The organism is Pseudomonas sp. 2,4-D, assembly GCF_030418155.1.
GTDB lineage: Bacteria > Pseudomonadota > Gammaproteobacteria > Pseudomonadales > Pseudomonadaceae > Aquipseudomonas > Aquipseudomonas alloputida.
On sequence record NZ_JAUHUI010000029.1, the window covers coordinates 26,529 to 46,730 of the forward strand.

Annotated in this window: 8 protein-coding genes and 1 pseudogene; 5 read left to right on the forward strand and 4 right to left on the reverse strand. The window is 61.1% G+C overall.

Annotation, left to right across the window (positions count from 1 at the left end; all coding sequences use genetic code 11):
• Nucleotides 1-24: 24 nt before the first annotated feature.
• Nucleotides 25-1,767, reverse strand: a complete 1,743-nt coding sequence (locus tag QYE47_RS19020) for a potassium/proton antiporter (protein WP_070384440.1) — start codon at nucleotides 1,765-1,767, stop codon at nucleotides 25-27.
• A 177-nt stretch (nucleotides 1,768-1,944) separates the two neighbouring features.
• Between QYE47_RS19020 and QYE47_RS19025 the strand changes: the two genes are divergently transcribed.
• Nucleotides 1,945-4,095, forward strand: coding sequence for a DUF6543 domain-containing protein (locus QYE47_RS19025; protein ID WP_070384439.1), 2,151 nt, complete (start codon nucleotides 1,945-1,947; stop codon nucleotides 4,093-4,095).
• Nucleotides 4,096-4,137: 42 nt separating this feature from the next.
• On the opposite strand, the gene betA is transcribed toward QYE47_RS19025, so the two are convergent.
• The 3 genes from betA to betI all read right to left on the reverse strand — a co-directional run bounded on the left by betA (nucleotide 4,138) and on the right by betI (nucleotide 8,081).
• The gene (gene betA, locus QYE47_RS19030) at nucleotides 4,138-5,835 is read right to left on the reverse strand and encodes a choline dehydrogenase (RefSeq protein ID WP_014592699.1); all 1,698 of its coding nucleotides are present in this window, start codon (nucleotides 5,833-5,835) and stop codon (nucleotides 4,138-4,140) included.
• Nucleotides 5,836-5,912: 77 nt separating this feature from the next.
• Entirely contained in the window at nucleotides 5,913-7,385 is a 1,473-nt protein-coding gene (gene betB / locus QYE47_RS19035; RefSeq protein WP_003249182.1) for a betaine-aldehyde dehydrogenase, read from the reverse strand.
• Between the two features lie 39 nt (nucleotides 7,386-7,424).
• On the reverse strand, nucleotides 7,425-8,081 hold the full coding sequence (betI, locus tag QYE47_RS19040; RefSeq protein ID WP_014859113.1) for a transcriptional regulator BetI: 657 nt from the start codon (nucleotides 8,079-8,081) through the stop codon (nucleotides 7,425-7,427).
• 532 nt (nucleotides 8,082-8,613) lie between these two features.
• Here betI and QYE47_RS19045 point away from each other — a divergent pair.
• The 4 genes and pseudogenes from QYE47_RS19045 (at nucleotide 8,614) to QYE47_RS19060 (ending at nucleotide 20,181) form a co-directional block, all read left to right on the forward strand.
• Nucleotides 8,614-10,148 (forward strand): annotated as a pseudogene (locus tag QYE47_RS19045) (BCCT family transporter).
• Nucleotides 10,096-10,560, forward strand: a complete 465-nt coding sequence (locus QYE47_RS19050; RefSeq protein ID WP_172830944.1) for a hypothetical protein — start codon at nucleotides 10,096-10,098, stop codon at nucleotides 10,558-10,560. The pseudogene QYE47_RS19045 and the gene QYE47_RS19050 overlap by 53 nt, the downstream one beginning before the upstream one ends.
• 117 nt (nucleotides 10,561-10,677) lie before the next feature.
• A complete protein-coding gene (locus QYE47_RS19055; RefSeq protein WP_070384438.1) occupies nucleotides 10,678-15,363 on the forward strand; it encodes a DUF6543 domain-containing protein in 4,686 nt (1,561 codons plus the stop codon).
• Nucleotides 15,364-15,513: 150 nt separating this feature from the next.
• Complete coding sequence (locus tag QYE47_RS19060) at nucleotides 15,514-20,181, forward strand: DUF6543 domain-containing protein (protein WP_070384437.1); 4,668 nt, start codon at nucleotides 15,514-15,516, stop codon at nucleotides 20,179-20,181.
• The last annotated feature ends 21 nt before the right edge of the window (nucleotides 20,182-20,202 follow it).

Below are 20,202 nucleotides of genomic sequence, written 5' to 3' on the forward strand. Positions count from 1 at the left end.
TTGTGGATCCGGCTGAAACGAAGTTTAGAGGAACAATCCTGGTCCGGGTCGCGTTCCTTCGGGGAATCTGACGCCTACTTTCTGGATCTTGTTCCCGTCCATGGTTGCCACGGTCCAGATCGTGCCATGCCATTCGACCTGGTCCCCTACTACTGGAGCGCCTCCGACCTTCTGTCGGATGAACTGCGCCAGCGGCATTTTCGCGTCGAGGCCATCGAGCTTCAGGCCATACAACGCTGCCACCGCACCCAGTTCGGCATCGCCTTCGAGCACGAAGTCGCCGAAGAAACGCAGGTCCAGGCCACGCTGTGGCGCCTGGCTGAACAACTTGCCGAGGGCCGGCAGGTTGTGTTCGTGGCCGATCACGCAGAGCATGTCGCCAACTTCCAGCACGGTGCTGCCCGACGGGTGCAGCAGTTGCTCACCACGGAACAGCGCGGCAATCCGCGTGCCTTCGGGCATTTTCAGTTCGCGCAGGGCGGCACCGATGCACCATTTTTCTGCGCCCAGGCGGTAGACGAACATCTCCCACTCGCTGGTGATGTGCACCTCAAGGGCGGAGCGGGAGATCGGCGCCGGGTCTGGCGGAACCGTCACTTTCAGCAGCTTGGCCACCCACGGCAGGCTGGTGCCTTGCACCAGCAGCGATACCAGCACGATGAAGAAGGCCAGGTTGAAGAAAAGCTGGGCGTCTGGCAGGCCCGCCATCAGCGGGAACACCGCCAGAATGATCGGTACCGCGCCGCGCAGGCCGACCCACGAAATGAAGCCCTTTTCGCGGCCATGGAAAGCCTTGAACGGCAACAGGGCCGCGACCACCGACAGTGGCCGCGCCACCAGGATCATCCACAGCGCCAGGCCCAGTGCCGGCAGGGCGATGGGCAGCAGGTCGTGCGGCGTGACCAGCAACCCCAGCACCAGGAACATGCCGATCTGGGCCAGCCAGGCCATGCCGTCGAGCATGTGCAGGATGCCGTGGCGGCTACGGATCGGCTTGTTGCCCAGCACCAGGCCGCACAGGTAAACAGCGAGGAAGCCGCTACCATGCAGGGCGTTGGTCAGCGAGAACATCACCAGGCCGCCGGCCACTACCAGAATGGGGTACAGGCCGCCGGCCAGATTGATACGGTTTACCAGTTGCAGCATCAGCCAGCCGCCGCCCAGGCCCAGCAGCGTGCCGATACCGAACTCACGCAGCAAGTGACCCAGCAGGCTCCAGTGCAGGCCGGTCTCGCCGCTGGCGATCATGTCGATCAAGGTGACAGTGAGGAACACCGCCATCGGGTCGTTGCTGCCCGACTCGATCTCGAGGGTAGCGGAAACCCGCTCGTTCAGGCCTTTGCCGCCGAGCAGCGAGAACACTGCAGCGGCGTCGGTGGAGCCGACGATGGCGCCGATCAGCAGGCCCTGGATCAAGCTCAGGTTGAACAGCCAGGCGGCGATCAGGCCGGTGAGGGCGGTGGTGATCATCACCCCGACCGTGGCCAGCGACAGCGCCGGCCACAGCGCCACGCGGAAGCTTGCCACCCGCGTACGCAGGCCACCGTCAAGCAGGATGACGGCCAGAGCCAGGTTGCCCACCAGGTAGGCGGTTGGGTAATTGTTGAAGATGATGCCGCCACCATCGACACCGGCGACCATGCCGACGGCGAGGATGATGACCAGAATAGGGATGCCCAGGCGCGACGACAGCGAACTGACCAGGATGCTTGCGCCCACCAGCAATGCGCCGATCAAAAACAGGCTGTTGATGGTGCTTGCATCCAAAGGCAGGTACTCCGAGACAGCGGGGAAGGGACGTGGTAGCGCATTTTCCAGCAAAAGCTAGCAGGTCGCGTGCCAATCGATTCTAACCTGAGGCTGACGCAGGCTGTAAAGCGATACCGCATCGTCGCTGCGGCGTGCGGCTGTAATGGTTCGCCCACTGTCAGGCAGCCAAGTGACATGAATGTCAAAGAAACCATTTCTCTCGCCCAGGTGGCCCAGCGCCTGCTCGGGCAATTTCCTGATTTGCACAATCTGGCGCGCCAGGCGGCGGGCCATGTGCTTCGCCGCCAACTGGGGTATTGGCTGGATCCGGACGGGCTCTATTGGCACGAGTTCCAGTCGGCGGTCAGCAGTTCGTTGAGCTTCACCGGCTGGCGCCACAGTGGACCGCCACGACGCTCTTTGAGCCTTACCGAACTGGTCATCCAGCGATTCAGCCCGCAGCAGCAGGCCAGTGCTGACGAGTTGAGTATTTATGGTGGCTTCTACCGGGTGGATGCCAGCCACACAGTCTATGACGAGCGCAACGAAGTGCGGCTCGACCCACAGCAAGTACTGGAGGCGTTCTGGCGGTTGGATTTTGCGGGGCGCTATACCGAGGCACTGAGCAAGTTTCGGTCACGGTATGGCGAAGACTACTGTGTCCTGGCTCGCGCCCGCTTCATTGCTGCTGTGGGCCAATCTGCGTTGAGCAAACCCGAGCGCCAGGCGCTGATGGCGGTGACGGTCGCTGTACCCGCACTGCCAAGTACCGTGCAAGGCCTGCGACAGGCCAGGCAAGCGAATGCCCAATCTGAATGGAATGCACTTGTCATCGGCGGTATCAGCGCCAAGCTCATGTTCTTGCACAAGCTGAAGACTGGCAGGTTGTGCCTCTATCTTGCCGATGCGCAGGCTGTGGTGCAGGTATTCGACGATCGCCATGCGCTTCAGGAGTGGATGGTTGATCAGGCCGCCACGACGGTGGGGCGAGAGCGGCTGGTCAGGCTGTTCGTCGGGGATGGGGTACTGGCGCAGTCGCTACGCCCGCGTTTACGCAATTACTTCAGGTTGCTCGCGCAGTCGCGGGGCGACACCATGATTTCCGGGCCAGCCATTGAAGGGGACCTGTTCGTCCATGTGCGCGATGCGGTCATGGATGATCTGGCCAGCGATGCTCATGAGCGGCTGACTACCAACGCACAACTGCGCAAGGCCGATTGGCTGGCGGGCTTGCAAGCAGCGAGTTTTATAATTGCGCCGATGACGCCGCTTGGCTGGCCAGTGATATTGGCATCGCTCGGTCTGGGCACCGCAAGCCTGGCTCTGCACCTGGACCGGGCAATCAATGGCAAGCAGGCCTGGCGCACAGCAGCATGGTGGTCAGTACTGACGGATATTCTGTTCATTCTGCTTGATATAGCCATGATGCGTGCCAGCGAGCTGTTCACTGATGGCCACGTCCCCCCGCGCGTGGCTGGTCAGGCGCAAGCCTCTGCCGCCAAGGTCGACTGGGGGCTTTACATGGCCCCGGCGGCAGACGAATTGCTGGCTATGTCGGATAAGGCGCTGGCGCGGCAGGAAGCCCTGTTGGGCGCGGTGCCGTGGGCTGATCTCGATGCCGTGGGGCCCAATGGCGAGTATCTGGATGCATTCAGTGAGCCGTACCCCGTCTATCGCGATGAGCACGGCTTTGGCTCGCCCGCCATTGCCGAGTACACCAGCTCGCCGGAGCGCTACAACAACCTGTGGCGGGGAATGCCGCTAGAGGGCACTCGCGCCGGGAATATCCAGCGCAGCCACGACCTTGCCCGCGCACTGGGGCAAATTGGCGTCAGTAATCAGGTGAGGCTGTACCGGGCGGCTTCCAGCCTGCGGGGCACGGGTTTTCAGGTATCTGGTGAGGGTGCCATTGAAGTGGGTGATGTGCTGGTGACCACCGACTTCACGTCATTCACGGAGAACCCCTATGCCCTCTGGGAGGTTTTCAACGACCCGCAGACCCAGGTCAGTGGCCGGAGTGCTTTTGATGAAAATGCGTTGGTGTATGTATTGGAACCGGGCGAAGACATGCAGGCGACGCCCATCGGGCCCTTTTCAAGGCGACCTGATGAAGCGGAGTCTTTGATGATGCCCGGGCGCTACCTGCAAGTGGAAAAGGTGACGGCCGTTCAAGGGCACAATTATCGCTTTACCGAGGTGTGCCTGAAGGCACTGGCGCAGGCGCCAGGCGGGAAGGCCGTGCGTGAAATGCGCACAGGACAGTTGTTCGATCGCCAGGCACTGGCGGGGCGACTGGGCGTCGAGGATGACTCGTTGATGCGCACATTCTTTGCGCTGCCCGCCTGAGCAAACGTGAAAGGGGCCGCTGCGCGGCCCCTGATCAAGGCCTCAGCCTTGCTTCACTTCACGCATCGGCTTGCCTTTCACTGGCGCATCCCCTGCCACGTAGTACTTGGCGGTGCTGCGTGGCAGTGGCTTGCGACCACGGATCTTGTCCGAAATCTTTTCGGCAATCATGATCGTGGTGGCATTGAGGTTACCGGTGATGATCAGCGGCATGATCGACGCGTCGACCACGCGCAGGCCCTGCATGCCATGCACGCGGCCTTCGCCATCGACCACTGCCATGTCGTCGGTGCCCATCTTGCACGAGCAAGACGGGTGGAAGGCGGTTTCGGCGTGCTCGCGGATGAACTTGTCCAGTTCTTCGTCGGTTTGCACGTGGGCGCCCGGGCTGATTTCGCGGCCACGGTACGGGTCCAGCGCCGGCTGGGCCATGATTTCACGGGTCAGGCGAATGCCGTCACGGAATTCCTGCCAGTCCTGCTCGGTGGACATGTAGTTGAACAGGATGCTCGGGTGCTGGCGCGGGTCTTTCGACTTGGCCTGGATGCGGCCACGGGCAGGCGAGCGCATGGAGCCCATGTGCGCCTGGAAGCCATGTTCCTTCACGCCATTTGAGCCGTTGTAGTTAATCGCAACCGGCAGGAAGTGGTACTGGATGTTCGGCCACTTGAACTCAGGGCGGGTACGAATGAAACCACCGGCCTCGAACTGGTTGCTGGCGCCGATGCCGGTGCCATTGAACAACCACTCGGCACCGATGGCCGGCTGGTTCCACCACAGCAGCGATGGGTACAGCGATACCGGCTGGGTGCAGGCGTACTGCAGGTAAAGTTCCAGGTGGTCCTGAAGGTTTTCACCAACGCCTGGAAGGTCGTGCACAACCGGGATGTCGAGGCTTTCCAGCAAGGCGCGCGGGCCGACGCCGGAGCGCTGCAGCAGCTGCGGCGAAGCGATGGCGCCAGAGCTGACGATCACTTCCTTGCGGGCGCGGGCTTCCACGCGTTCTTCGCTGTCGCCGACCAGGTAGGTTACGCCTACGGCGCGCTTGCCGTCGAACAGCACGCGGTCGGTCAGGGCGTGGGTGACGATGGTCAGGTTCGGGCGTTTCTTGGCCTGGTCCAGGTAGCCACGGGCGGTGCTGGAGCGGCGGCCGTTCTTGGTCACCGAACGGTCCATTGGGCCGAAGCCTTCCTGTTGGTAGCCGTTGAGGTCTTCGGTACGCGGGTAACCGGCCTGCACACCCGCTTCAACCATGGCGTGGAACAGCGGGTTGTTGCCAGCCTTTGGCGTGGCGACACTGACCGGGCCGTCACCACCGTGGTAGTCGTTAGGGCCGATATCACGGGTTTCGGCTTTGCGGAAGTACGGCAGGCAGTCGAGGTAGGTCCAGTCTTCCAGGCCTGGCAGTTCTGCCCAGCCGTCGAAGTCCATGGCGTTGCCGCGGATGTAGCACATGCCGTTGATCAGCGACGAGCCACCCAGGCCCTTGCCACGGCCACATTCCATGCGGCGGCCGTCCATGTAAGGTTCCGGGTCGGTCTCGTAGGCCCAGTTGTAGCGGCGGCCTTGCAGCGGGAAGGCCAGGGCGGCTGGCATCTGGGTGCGGAAGTCGAAGCGGTAGTCGGGGCCACCGGCTTCCAGCAGCAATACGGTGACGCCGGCGTCTTCGGTCAGGCGGGTAGCCAGGGTGTTACCGGCCGAGCCGGCACCGACGATGATGTAATCGAATTCTTGGGACATGAAAGTACCCTCGTGTTGGCGGTGATCGGGGAGCGGGAACGCCCGTGCGCGGTGGCACGGGCGGGGCTAGACAGGGTTCAGAAAACCGAGTTGTAGCCGCCCAGCTCGACCTGGACCGACTTGATGCGAGTGTATTGAGCCAGCGAGCTGACGCCGTTTTCACGGCCGACGCCCGACTGTTTGTAGCCACCTACCGGCATTTCGGCCGGCGATTCACCCCAGGCGTTGATCCAGCAGATACCGGCTTCGAGCTTGTGGATGATGCGGTGGGCGCGGGTGATGTCGTTGGTGCAGACGCCGGCGGCCAGGCCGTAGTCGGTGTCGTTGGCACGGCGGATCACTTCTTCTTCGGTTTCGTAGGTGAGGATGCTCATCACCGGGCCGAAGATCTCTTCCTTGACGATGGTCATGTCGTCGGTGCAGTCGGTGAACACGGTCGGGGCAACGAAGGCACCTTTGGCGAAGTCACCGGCAGTCAGACGCTCGCCGCCGCACAGCACGCGGGCACCTTCTTCCTTGCCTTTGGCGATGTAGCCCAGCACGCTTTCCATGTGCTGGAAGCTGACCAGCGGGCCGAAGTTGGTGTTTTCGTCTTCCGGGTTGCCAACGCGGATGCGGGCAACGCGCTCGGCGATCTTGGCTTCGAAGGCCGCCTTCATTTCAGCCGGGATGAACACGCGGGTGCCGTTGGTGCACACCTGGCCCGAGCTGTAGAAGTTGGCCATCATGGCGATATCGGCGGCCTTGTCCAGGTCGGCGTCGGCACAGATGATCAGAGGCGACTTGCCGCCCAGTTCCATGGTCACTTCCTTCAGCGAAGAGCTGGAGGCGCTGGCCATGACTTTCTTGCCGGTGGTGGTGCCGCCGGTGAAGGACACTTTTTCGATGCGCGGGTGCTCGGTCAGCCAGGTGCCGACTTCGCGGCCGCTGCCGGTCAGAACGTTGAACACGCCGTTTGGCAGGCCGGCTTCGGTGTAGATCTCGGCCAGTTTCAGGGTGGTCAGCGAAGTGACTTCCGACGGTTTGAAGATCATCGCGTTGCCAGCGGCCAGGGCCGGGGCAGATTTCCACAGGGCGATCTGGATCGGGTAGTTCCAGGCACCGATACCCACGGTCACGCCCAGCGGCTCGCGGCGGGTGTAGACGAAGGACGATTCGCGCAGCGGGATCTGCTCGCCTTCGATGGCCGGTACCAGGCCTGCATAGTATTCCAGCACGTCGGCACCGGTGACGATGTCGACGTAGCGGGTTTCGGAGTACGACTTGCCGGTGTCAAGGGTTTCCAGCATGGCCAGCTCATCGTTGCGCTCGCGCAGGATGTCGACGGCGCGGCGCAGGATGCGCGAACGCTGCATGGCAGTCATCGCAGCCCAGACTTTCTGGCCACGCTCGGCGCTTTCCACGGCCTTCTCGACGTCAGCCTCGGTAGCACGCTGTACGTGGGCGAGGACTTCGCCGGTGGCCGGGTTGATGGCTTCGAAAGTGGCATCGCTGCCAGCGTCGACGTAAGCGCCATCAATGTAGAGTTTTTGCGTTCCGAAACGGGCCATAGTGTCCTCGCAAGTGCAGTGTGTGGTTTGGCTTGCGCGTCATGCTCCTGCCGGGTTGGCAAGGGCCCTGCGCGCATTGTCAGCAGCCTGGTCGTTTGTGCCCAGGGTGTGCTGCTTGGCCAGTTGTAGTTCCATGTATTCGTAAGCAATCCGTATCGCCTGGTCGGTGTCGAATGCATCACCCGACAGGGCGCCACGCAGCCACAAACCGTCGATCAGGGCTGCCAGGCCGCGGGCTGCCTTGCGCGCATGGTAGAGCGGCAGGGCGCGGCGGAACTGGCAGCACAGGTTGGAATACAAGCGGTGGTCGTTGATCCGCTGCAACCTGTGCAAATCGGGCTGGTGCATGCTGGAAGCCCAGAAGGCCAACCAGGTTTTCATTGCCGGGCCGTTTACCTGGCTGGCATCGAAGTTGCCCTCGATGATCACTTTCAGGTGAGCGCGCGGGCTGTCGTCTTTCAGGGCCTGGCGACGTGCTCTGACGCCTTCGTTGAGCATGCTCATGATGTAACCCATCGTCGCTGCGATCAGGCCGTTCTTGTCCCGAAAGTAGTGACTGATGATGCCGTTCGACACACCGGCCAAACGGGCAATCAGCGCAATGCTGGCGTCCCCCAGTCCGACCTGATCGACCGCCTGCAATGTGGCTTCGATCAACTGCTGGCGCCGGATGGGTTGCATACCGACCTTGGGCATCTTGCTATCTCCTCAGGCCTGCGAGCAGACGACAGGCGGCTGACTCGGCGAAGGCCAGTCTATTTTGTTTTGATTGAACGTTCAATCAATAAAGAATAAGCTCTGCGACAATTTGTGCCATTGACAGTTTTTCAGGCGGTCGAGAAGGCACGGATTGACACCCCAGGAAATCGCGTAACCCCCGGAATACAAGGTGTTGACGGGCATGAGCGATGCGAAATGCAGATTCTGCCGTACGGCCATTGGCCCTGCGACAGGCCCTTGGAGCGGGCGGGGTGACCTGTGACGAATGCGCGCACCTCCGTTGAGGCGTGGCATTTTCAGCAGGCCACCTGTCTGTTTTTGGCAACGTATCGATTCGGGATCACGGTTTCCAGGGTTCTTTTATAACACCTGATGCAGTGGGGATATTCCACCAATTGCTCGGGAAAGACTGATTAGCCTCCACAGCCGCACTGCCCGGAGCATTCGTGCAATGAGTTCTGCCTCACTTACCAAGCCCCCCGCCGAGAGGGTACGGGTCAACCGCGTGGTGTTCTTCACCTCCGCGCTGATGATCCTTGTTCTGACTGCCTTGCTGATCGCTGTACCCGAAACCGCCGGCCAGGTGCTGGGCGTGGCCCAAAAGTGGCTGACGCGCACCTTTGGCTGGTACTACATGCTGGTCATCTGCGGATACCTGCTGTTCGTCGTCTACCTGGCTTTCTCCGACTACGGCAGCCTCAAGCTGGGTGGCAAGGACGACCAGCCTGACTTCAGCTACGGCGCCTGGGCCGGTATGCTGTTCTCGTCCGGCATCGGTATTTCGCTGCTGTACTTCGGCGCCTCCGAGCCCCTGGACCACTACTTCAACCCACCGGAGGGCACTCCTGCCAGCCTCGAGGCCGCGCGCCAGGGCCTGCAGCTGACCTTCCTGCACTGGGGGCTGCACGGCTGGGCGATCTATGCCCTGGTCGGCCTGGCCGTGGGTTACTTCGCTTACCGCCACAACCAGCCGCTGGCACTGCGTTCGGCGCTGTACCCGCTGGTGGGCGAGCGTTGGGTCAAGGGCGCTGCCGGCAACGCCGTCGACATCTTCGGCATGTTCGTCACCCTGCTGGGCCTGGTGACCAACCTGGGCATCGGCGCGATGCAGGTGTCGTCCGGCCTGGAATACCTGTTCGGCATGGACCACAGCAAGACCAACCTGCTGGTGGTGATCCTGGTGATGGCTGGCGTGGCTACCGTGGCAGCGGTATCGGGTGTGGAAAACGGCATCCGCCGCCTGTCCAACCTGAACATCATGCTGTTCAGCGGCCTGTTGATCTTCGTACTGCTGGGCGGCGAAACCCTGCACCTGCTCAACGGCTTCGTGCAGAACGTCGGCGACTACCTGAACGGCATCGTGCTGAAAACCTTCGACCTTTATGTGTATGAAGGCGAAGCCGGCAAGTCGGAGCGCTGGCTGGGCCTGTGGACCGTGTTCTACTGGGCCTGGTGGATCTCCTGGGGCCCGTTCGTCGGCATGTTCATTGCCCGTATTTCCAAGGGCCGCACCGTGCGCCAACTGGTGATGGGCGTGCTGCTGATCCCGCTGGGCTTCACCCTGGCCTGGCTGTCGATCTTCGGCAACACCGCACTGGACCTGGTGATCAACCAGGGCGCCGTGGAGCTGGGCAAGACTGCGCTGGAACAGCCATCGATGTCGATCTACCAGCTGCTGGAATACTTCCCGGCAGCCAAGATCGTCATTGGTGTGGCAGTGTTCGTCGGTTTCGTGCTGTTCCTCACGCCGGCCGACTCCGGCGCAGTGATGATGGCCAACCTGTCGTGCACAGGCGGCAAGGTCGACGAAGATGCCCCGCACTGGATGGTGGTGTTCTGGTCTGTGGTGATCACCCTGGTGACCATCGGCCTGCTGTTTGCCGGTAACTTCGAAGCCATGCAGACCATGGTCGTGCTGGCGGGCCTGCCGTTCTCGGTGGTGCTGGTGCTGTTCATGTTCGGCCTGTACAAGGCCATGAAGCAGGACGTGGTGATCGAGCAGGAACGCGCCGAACTGGCCGCCCGTGGCCGTCGCGGCTTTAGCGAGCGCCTGACTCAGCTGGAACTGCAGCCGACCCAGGCCGTGGTGCAGCGCTTCATGGACAAGCAGGTCAGCCCAGCGTTGAAAGAAGCCGCTGCACAGCTGCAGACGCAGGGCTTCGAGGTGGAAACCCGCGTTGGCCAGTCGCGCAACCTGATGGGCTTGCGGGTGATGATGGAAGAAGGCAACCCGTTCGTCTACGAAGTGAGCCTTGACGGCTATATGGCCGCGCCGAGCGAGGCGCCGGTCGAGGGTGAGCCTGAACTGCGCCAGCGCTTCTACCGCGCCGAGGTCTACCTGCATGACGGCAGTCAGGAGTACGACCTGATGGGCTTTGCCCCAGACCAGATCGTGCGTGATGTGCTCGATCAGTTCGAGAGCCATCGCCAGGTGCTTGGCCGCGTCTATAGCTGACAGCCCGGCAGGTCGCCGTACCGCCAGGTGCCGCGGCCTGCCGGCAGCAATATGTAGCACCTGTTTCGATACCATTTCCAGGACGCTTTGTGGTTCATTCCACAACGAGTCCTGGTCATGCCCGCCACTCACGCGCACAACCTCAAACACGCAGTCGCCGCCCAGTTCGCCAGCCGTCCTACATTCCGGCAGGTCGCAGGTGAACAGATCATGAAGGTGATCCTGGAGCACTATCCTCTGGTTGGCGTGCATCGCCCTGAAATGACCTCGGCTGCACCGCTGTACCTGATGTCCCTGCAGCCGGATGGCGTCTGGCGCCCTCAGCCGCTGGTGGATGTGGTGCTGCAGACCCTGCTCGACGCTAAACCACTGGACCTCGCCCCAGCGGGTGACTACCGCCTTGGCCTGAACCCGCCCCGGCGCTTTTTCGCCATCGAATCGAGCCTCGAAACTGCTGAGGGCGATTTGATCGAGCCCGCGCGCCTGACCGATGGCCTCAACGCGTTGCTGCCAATGCTGCTTTGGCACTTCCAGCAAGCGCAGATCGACTATTGGAACGGCGACGGCACGATCGACCGGGACCTGTGGTTGCAACAGTTGTTGCGCGCCAACCTGCTCGATGGCCTGAAAGACGAAGCGCTGGACGACGAACAACGCAAGCTGCTGCGTGACCTGATGATGGGCAACCGTACCGGGCTCGATGTGCAGCTGGTGCGGGTGGCGTTACGTGAGGGTGAAGACACTTTCCATGAGCTGTTGCCCGGCTTGCTGATTACCGCCTCCAGTGAAGTTCGCGAACTGACACTCTGGTGTTCTCCCGAAGGCCTGGTCCGCAGTTTCGACGCCCAGGCTGCATTCGGCGCGGCGTTGCAGATACAGATGGCTGGACGTTACCGGTTTGATGAGTTGAGCTGGCAGGGCCTGACTGTGGAGGGCGACGCTTTCGCCCTGTACAGCGCCTCGTTGCTGGAAATCTTGCTCGAGCGCGTGGCCCGCCTGCGCTGGAGTGCGATCGACAGCGTCGACCAACTGGAGCACTACTGCCATTTGGCCTGCGACCCCGCATCATTCTTCGCCGAGTTCAGTGACCATGGCACCGGCGGGCTGGGCCTGGCGCTTCCCAGGGGCCTGTCGCGAGCCGATACGGATAGCCAGACCGCCTACCTCCAAGCCATGCTCGACTTGTCGCTACTGCAACAGCGCAGCCCAACCCAGGGCATTCAGGACGGTCTGTCGGACTTGCACACCTATGCGGCGACGCGCCTGCGCGAAGCGATGCTGCATGACCACCCGGTAGACGCCAATTATTTTCCTGATGACCTTATCCTCACGGTCGAGACCTTTGTCAGTGACGGTCACGGGCTGGGCTTCGGCCAGAAGACCGGTGAAAAGACGTTGACCCTGACGCAGTTGGCGATCGGCCGCCTGGATGCCACCGCAGGAGGGGTGGTGACACACATCGCGCACCGGGAAAACCAGCTGATCATGAAGTGGATGACCATTGATTACGTCCGTGAGCTGGTGCAGCGAGTCGATATCGGCGGCAGTTATCCACGGCATGTTCAGTCGATGCTCGATCGCTCGGCGAGCCGCGCCGAACACATTTCGGCATTCGCCATACGCTGGCGTATCACCCTGATGTTCGATGCCGCGCGGGCGCGTGCGGTCAAGCGGCTCGACAAGTTCGCCTATGGCGCCCTGGCGGAATTCTGTCGTAGCGGCGCGGAAGGGGCAGCCGCTGTGCGGATTGCACCGCTTGCGTTCAAACGCTCGCCGACATCGGAGAGGGTCGACGTGGCGCATGGTTTCTACGTGATCGAACTCATCGAGTTGGGTGTTCATCTGTTGTACTGCCCGCTGTACACCGAAAAGGCGCTGATTCAGTACGACAGCGCTCAGGCACTGTTGGAGGCGATCAGCAGCCCAGGGGCTTTGCAGGACAACGTGCTGCTCTGGATCGAGCAAGCTCAGCGCACGGTCTACGGCAATGGTGGCTTCCGGGAGCCGCACCTGCCCCAATGGCTGCTCGACCCTTACACCCTCCTGGAGAAACCGCAGCCTGTTCAGTTGGCGCTGCAATTCTGGGCGCGGGACGTGGATCGGCAGATGTTCGAAGCCAAGGGCCGGATGTTGCTGGAGCTGGCTGATCGCAGCGCCATGAGCAACAGCGAGGTGCGCTGGCGGCTGGTCACGGCATTTTCCTGGGAGCTGCTGAATGTTGTGTTTCCGGTGTTACCAGGGCCGCTCACCTCGGTTGCCTGGCTGTACATCGGCATGCGCAGCTTGATCAACGATGTGGAGGGACTGGCCAGCCCGCATCTCGACGAGAGAGTCCAGGCGATGGTCGATGTGTTGAACAACACCTTGCTGGCTTTGATACACCTGCAGACGCCGAAACTGGCAGTGCCGGCCGTTTCTGGCGACCTGCCGCCATCGCTGCTCGAGGGGCCACCTGCAGGTAATGGGGTCGAGCTGGCGAACATTTCCACTGCAATGCGGGAGCCCAGCGCCTCGGTCGACAGTTTGCAGGCCTTGGCCAATACCCACCTCGATTTTTCCTGGCGTGGGGCTGGGGGGCTCAACGGCCTGTCAAGTGCCCAGCGCGGCCAGATGCGAGCGTTGGCGGCCAGTGTTTCGCTGGAGGGGCGCGAACCGCAGACGCAGGGCGTGGCCGCTGGGCTGGTACGGGTTGAGAATGAGTTCTACGTGCCTCTGGGCGGTGACGTCTATCGAGTCAGCCTTGATGACGCAGAGGTTCGTATCATTGGTCCGAACGGGGCGGTTGGGCCATACCTGACGCGCGACGGCGATATCTGGCACCTCAATAATTCGCGCTTGCGTGGTGGCAGTGGTCGCTCAGGCGAGCTGGCCCGCGAGCGATTGCGCAAGAAGCTGGACGGACCGATCGCCAAGGCTCAGGCCGAGATAGAGCGGCATATCTCGGCCGCGGAGGCAGCTACGAAGGATTTCAACGCGTTGAGTGAGCAGATTGTCGGTTTGCATGATCCGGTAAAAAAAGTCGAGGAACGGTTGCAGAAGGCGCCACCCACCGAGCCGGGCGAACGTGCGCAATTCGAGCAGGCTACCGAGTTGTTCAAGCTTAAGTTCCAGCAGTTGCAAGAGCAGACGAGTAAGCTGCGCAACCAGCGCCTGCCCTTGAACGAGAGATTGTTCCTTAACTATCTCGAGGCCGAACGCAACATTACCTATGTGCTTGACAAGTTGAGCGCCTCGACGCACGTCGGCAGCGTGAGAGATCAACGGATACGCTTGGGCCAAGTTCGCAAGAACCTGATCAGCTTTGGCATGTTCTTCATTGATGAGCTCCTGGCCTTGGGTGGGTTCACGAAATATGACCAACTCACCAACGCGCTCAATGTCGCACCGCCAGAGAAACAGGCCGAGTTGTATGCCAGGTTCCGGACGATGTTGGAGAAGTTGCTTGAAGAGCAGCCCAGGATCATCGATGTCTCCAGCCAGCTGGATCGTCTGTTGGCTGTAACCGATATCGACATGCAAGTGCCTTATGTCAATGCCACCTTGAGCGTCTCGGGCATTATCAGTAATCGCACGACGACTACGGTCAACATCCGGTTTTTTCAGGCCATGGGGCTGGTCGAGCTGGCCCTGCAGTGGCGCAAAGGTGCGTCCACCCAACACTACATGATCTTTCGCGATGCGCTCGCCGGTCATCGTTTGCGGGTGGCCGCGCAGACGCATAATCTGCTGATGTTCTGTGACTTGCCTGTTGCTGAACGTATCGAGGTGCTGCAAAGCGCGTGGGACGAGTACCTTGCGGCGATTCTCAACGCCGAACGGATCAAGAGAATCGGCAGCAAGCTCATCGATGTCCAGCGCCTTGAGGCCTACAAGCAACAGATGGTGCAGCTGAAAACCATAGCCGGTGATGCGCTGGTAGAGGCCATGCGCGAGCAGGCGGCCGGCCAGGCCCGTGGCGCTCGCCGTGCAGTTTATCCACAAAAGAGCCTACAGGTGGCCTACACCCGCGCCGGTCAGATAGTGATTGGCAGCGAAGCGGTGGTCGACGGGCAGCCTGTGTTGGAAGTTGTAGGGGCTCTGAACGAGACGGTGCTGCATCGTTTCCATAAGCAGGGAGACGACTGGGTTGAAGTGGTAGCCCTGGACGAATCTGAATCGGAGCCTCGGTCTTCGACGCCAGACTCCGAAAGCAACAACCGGGAACTGGGCGAGGCAATACTGGCACAGAACGAAAACGTCATCGCCCAGGCCAGAGACCTGGTTGCCAAGGATGCTGACGACAAGGGCCTCATGTCGATACTGGACGGCCAGATCAAAGAAGTGAATGCGCTGCGTGAACAGCTCAGCGATGCCGACGCAGAGCAAGGGCTGCTGGCGCGTATGGACGATGCATTGATTCAACTGCGTCAGGCCCGCCGCGACTGCTTGGTAGAGCTGTACACCAAGACGCGCTATCCAGGTTCCAGAGGGCTGAATTTTCTCCACGAGCAGGGCCTGCTCGACGTGGAGTATGTCGGGCCTCGGCAGGTGGTCTCCGATGGCTATCTGGACGAGTACCGGATCAGCCTGTTGCATGCTCCCGACGAGCCTCGGGTTAAACCCTTATGGGCCGCGCATTTCCATTTTGCCGACTCGCAGGCGGCGCCGACGGCGTTTGGCAAAGGCCATCTCAAGCTGTGGAGCCAGCGCAAGATGGGGTATCGCGAGCAAATGAAGGCGGCGAGCGAAGGGCAGGTATTGAGTATCTACCGGGGTAACCTGACCTACGCACAGGCCAAAGATGTGATTCCGTTCAACCTCTAACAAACGGCCGGACAGCCTGGTGGCTGCGCCGAGCGAAGCGCCGGCCTACGGTGACCCTGGACTGCGCCAGCGCTTGATAAAGCAATATGTAATGCGGGTGTCGGGCATTCTTGCCGCAGCCTACCGTTTTTCACGGTGGAGGCACCCAGCATGACCAATCCTCAGGTTCCAACATTCGATTTCAGACAGGTGGTTGCCAGGCAGTTCGGCGATCGCCCGACGCTGCGGCAGGTCGCCAGTAAACAATTGCTGCGCTTGTTGCTCTCAGAACTGCCCTGGCTGGCCAATGTCACTCCCGACCTGGCAACGGCGGACCCACTGATGCTGGACAGCCCGGACCCCTCCAGTCCTTACTGGACCACCGGCTCCTTGGTGGACCGGGTGCTGGCCGCCTTGCTCGATTCGAAGCCGCTTAGCCTCGAGCCATTTGATGATGGTCGCCATTACAACCTCGGCCTGACCAAAGACTATCGTTTTCCTGGCTCGGATAGTGAATTCGATACCCGCCAGTTGTCAGGCTTGTCGCCCGCGCTGAACAAATTGGTGCAGCAACTTCCTGAGCATTTCTGCGAGGCTCAGCTGGAATACTGGAGAGCCGATGACAAAGGTGGTGTCCGACGCGACAGCTGGTTGCAGTTGCTGTTAAGGATCGCGTTACTGCGTGGCCTTCCGCTGCAAGGTCTGGACGCACAGGAGCAGGCGTGCATCCGTGGCGTGTTGTACGGCGGTGACGACCAACCAGCGGTGTATTTTGTCCAGACTCAGCTCATCAGCGCCTCGCTGCAGCATGATCAGTTGCAGTGCCTGATGCTGGTTTGCGGCGAGTGGGATGAGCGCGAGGTAGTGCTTTGGTGCGCGCCTTCCGGGGCGGTACGCAGCTTCGATTCGATGTCAGCGTTCGGCCTGGCGCTGCGTGACGAACTGGCGCAGGACTATGCATTCGAGCAGATGCGCTGGCAACGCTATCCGGCCGAAGGCAACGTATTTGCCCAGCAGGTTTCGCTCTTGCTCGATGCACTGCTTTGTCGGGTTGATCGCGCCCGCTGTCTGGCCATCGAGGATGTTCCGGCCCTGGAGCGGCGTTTTGCCCAGCTCAGTGATCCTTCGTCCTGGTTCGAGGTTTACCAGGATGACACGCCGGCAGTAGTGCCGCCTCCAGGGTTGCGTGCCAGTGCTCCCCAGGACAGCTTTGCCTGCAGCGCCGCCTTGCTGCAGATCGCGTTGCATCAGCTCGGCTCGGGCGGCGTGGGGGCGTTGGAGGGTATCCAATCGTTGACCGACTACGCTCGTCAGGCGCTGGAGAAGCAAATCTGGGATGACCATAAGGTTCACAGCTCGCCGGACGATCTGATGTTCGACCTTTATCGTGCTCGTGGGGTGCCGGGAGGTTCGGCAACGGGCACGGGCGGTGGGGAGCCGTTGGAGCCCGCGGGGAGCATGTCGCTTACCCAGTTCGCCATCGGTAACCTCGCTTCCCTCAAAGGAGCAAGCATCGGGCGAATCTACCAGCGCGCCGAGGGGGATGAGCCGAAATGGGTGGATGCGCCGAAATGGCTGAATGCGGACGTCGCCATGGGCCTCGTTACCAAGGTGGATATTGGTCGTCATTACCCTGCCTACGTCGCCGCCCAGTTGGACGACCCGGCCATGCGCGCGGAGCGGGTCAGACGATTGGGTGGCGAATGGCGTGCTGCGCTGCTCGCCAGTGCTATCTCTGCCAAGCTTGGGGGAAAGATCAGAGAGGTCGGGTTGCAATGTGTGGTCGATTTCTGCGCCGGTCGCATCGACCCGGTAACGCCTCGAATGGTATTGATCCCGTTGGCGTTCAAGCGCAGCGCAACGTCGGCGAACATGGACAAGGTGCTGGGCATGTACCTACTGTACTGCGCAGAGCCTTCGCTGGTATTGCTCTATCGTCCGCTGTTCGCCACTGACACGCTACGTCAATACACCCATCTGGCGGATTTGCTGGGTCATGTGCGCGAGTCGAAGCTGCTGCAGGACAGTATTCTCGACTGGATGGCGCCGAACGTCAGGCCGATATATGAGCATGGGGGGTTCAGTGAGCCTCATACCACCTCCATAGGAATCGATCCCTATATCATTCCCGAGCGTCCAGCGCCCGCCCAATTGGCAGTCACCTACTGGACCGGCGATATTGACGAGCAGCTCTACAATGCGAACCGTGACCTTCTGCTCAGGCTTGCCGACGAGCAGACCGTATCCAATGCCGAGAACCGCTGGCAAACCCTGTGTGAGGGCGCATGGCTGTTATTCAATGTGGTAACTTTAGCGATCCGTGGGCCGGTGGCCTCCGTAGCGTGGTTGGTGCAGTTGCTCGCCTCCCTGCAGCACGACCTGGATGCCCTTGAGCGCGGGAATGAGTTTGACCGAACATCCGCAGTTGCCGACCTTGTGCTCAACCTGGGTATGGCGTTGCTGCATGGCAGGCAACCGCCACGGGAAATTCCCATTCATGAGCTGCCCGGCGCAGCAGCCGTTGAAGGCCCCGAGCCGCAGCGTGGAGCCTATGCCGAGCTAACCATCGTCCCGGTCGAGGAAGCGGCAGCCAGCGAGGGCCTTCGTGGGGGGTGGATCGATTTTTCCTGGCGTGGCCAAAGTGGGTTCAACTGGTTACCGCCTGCACAGCGGCAAGCACTTCGGGCAATGCGTTCAGGGGTGTCGCTCGATGGCAGGGTACCGTTGAGTAGCCCAGGCACAGCAGGCTTGTACCGTATCGACGACGCGTTATACGTCAGCTTGGCCGGGGATACCTACCGCGTGCAGCAATTACCTGGGGGGGTGCGAGTGATCGACGGCCACGGGGCAGTGGGGCCTTGGCTGAGCTCTGCCGATGGCGACTGGCGGCTGGACTCCTCACTTCGTCTGGACGGCGGCATGCCCCGGAACTCCGCCCAGGCTAGGCTGGCAAAGCGATTCGAAGAGTTACATCAGAAGGTCAACCAGCTGGACCAGGAGGTCGAACGCGCGAGGCAGCAATTCGGGCTGATGGCCAAGCAGTCCCTGGAGTCGAAGAAACCGCTGCAGAACCTGAAGGACCTTAGGAGCAGGGCAGCCGCAAAGCTGGCTGACCTGCCGGAGGGGGATGAAAGTGAGCAGTTGGGTAAACTGGTCCAGCGATACGATGAGCGTATAACCGAGTTGGAGCAGGAAGCCTCCCAACACAGAGACCAGTCTATAAAACAGCTGGAAGCCGCTGTCAGCGCCGATACGGCATTACTGCCGATATTGGCAAGCATGAATGAACCCAAGTACGCCAGCGAGCGGCAGAAAGGAGGCTGGGACGACACGCTTCGGCAGCATGAGACGACCGTTCGCGCGGAGATCATCCGCAATAGCGATTTCATCGTCTATGAACTCTGGGACCTTGTTGATTTGCCCCGGCTAGCCGAGATGCAGCAGGCGCTGGATGGCAGGCCAGTCGGCCAAGTGTCCGACTTGTATCAGGCGTTCCGGCTCAAGCTGCAGGCCGCAGTTGACCTGCAGGATCGCTTGCTTGCGGGCTACGAAAGTCTCGATCAGATCCTCGCTGATACACCCGACGCCTTCGAAATTACCGGAGCCCCGGATGAACCTGCGCGGACGGTTGCGCAGCTGATAGCCAAGCGCACCATCAATACGGTTCAGCTGCGTTTCCATCAGGTATTGAACCTGGCGGACCTTGCCTTGCACCTGGACAATGAAGCCGGTCGTTCAATTCTTGCCGGTTACAGGGATGATCTGGCGGGCCTGAGCCTGCGCAATGCGGCTGAAGCTCACGGCGCACTGGATTTTGCCAACCTTTCGCCGCAGGACAGGATTGTCATCTTGCAGGAAGCCTGGGATGAGTACAGTGCTGCAATGCTCAACAGCGACCGTATTCGCAAGGAGGGAGGCAGGTTGATCGAGCCGGCGATGCTCGACCGGTACCGGGAGCATGTCGGCAAGCTCAAGCTGGATGCTGGCCGCCGTCTGGTCGAGGCGGCTCGCGAGCAGGATGAGTCCCGCGCGCCCACCAGTCGTCTGCCGTATCCTGTGTCCAGCATGCCGCAGCGGCTGGTGCGTAATGCTCAGGGGCAGTTACAGATCGGAACCGAAGTGCAAGTGCAGGGGCAACGCCTGCTTGAAGTGCGTGAGGGAATCAGCGAAGCGGTGCTTGCGACCTTTGAGCACGTTGAAGGAGAGTGGCGTCAGCGTGATGTAAAACGGCCTTCATTGACTGACGAAGCGCCCCCAGGCGATTTGGCCATGTGGGTGCAATCATTGCTGGATGAAACCAGTAAGGTGCGGATGAAGGCCAAATCGTATGTCGAGCACGATATCAAAGGGACCTTGCTCGCTCAGTTGTTCGACCTGCATCTGGCCAAACTGGAACAGGCGGTGAGTACCGTACGCGAGGCGGGTGGCAGCGACTCACTGTTGAGGGCCCTGGAGCGGGATGCGGATGCGTTGCGCGGTGAGAAAAAGCTCCAGCTCATCACCCTCTACACTGACACCAGCTACCCATCCGCCGAAGCCCTGCGTTATTTGCACGCTGAAGGCTTGATCACCGTCGAATACGGCGAGCGCCGGCTCATGCAGGATGGCGGTGCCTTTGACGAGTATCGTGTGCTGCGCCTGCCGAGCAGGCGTAACCTCTGGGCTGCACATTTTCATTTCCAATCTCAGAGTGATCATGGTGAAAATTTTGTAGCCGGCCACCTGAAAACCTGGAGCCAGCGTCGTATGAGTAGCCGCCTCGCAGCAATGGCGGGGCAACGGATTCACCGTGGGAAGCTGACGTTGGAGCAAGCCAGGGGGATTATTCCTTTCAGCTGACCTGGGCGATACGAGGCGCGA

Bases quoted from the DNA above. Each gene is read 5' to 3' on its own strand.
- betI (WP_014859113.1), bottom strand. From the start codon at position 8,081: ATGCCCAAGGTCGGTATGCAACCCATCCGGCGCCAGCAGTTGATCGAA.
- betA (WP_014592699.1), bottom strand. From the start codon at position 5,835: ATGTCCCAAGAATTCGATTACATCATCGTCGGTGCCGGCTCGGCCGGT.
- QYE47_RS19025 (WP_070384439.1), top strand. From the start codon at position 1,945: ATGAATGTCAAAGAAACCATTTCTCTCGCCCAGGTGGCCCAGCGCCTG.
- QYE47_RS19060 (WP_070384437.1), top strand. From the start codon at position 15,514: ATGACCAATCCTCAGGTTCCAACATTCGATTTCAGACAGGTGGTTGCC.
- QYE47_RS19055 (WP_070384438.1), top strand. From the start codon at position 10,678: ATGCCCGCCACTCACGCGCACAACCTCAAACACGCAGTCGCCGCCCAG.
- betB (WP_003249182.1), bottom strand. From the start codon at position 7,385: ATGGCCCGTTTCGGAACGCAAAAACTCTACATTGATGGCGCTTACGTC.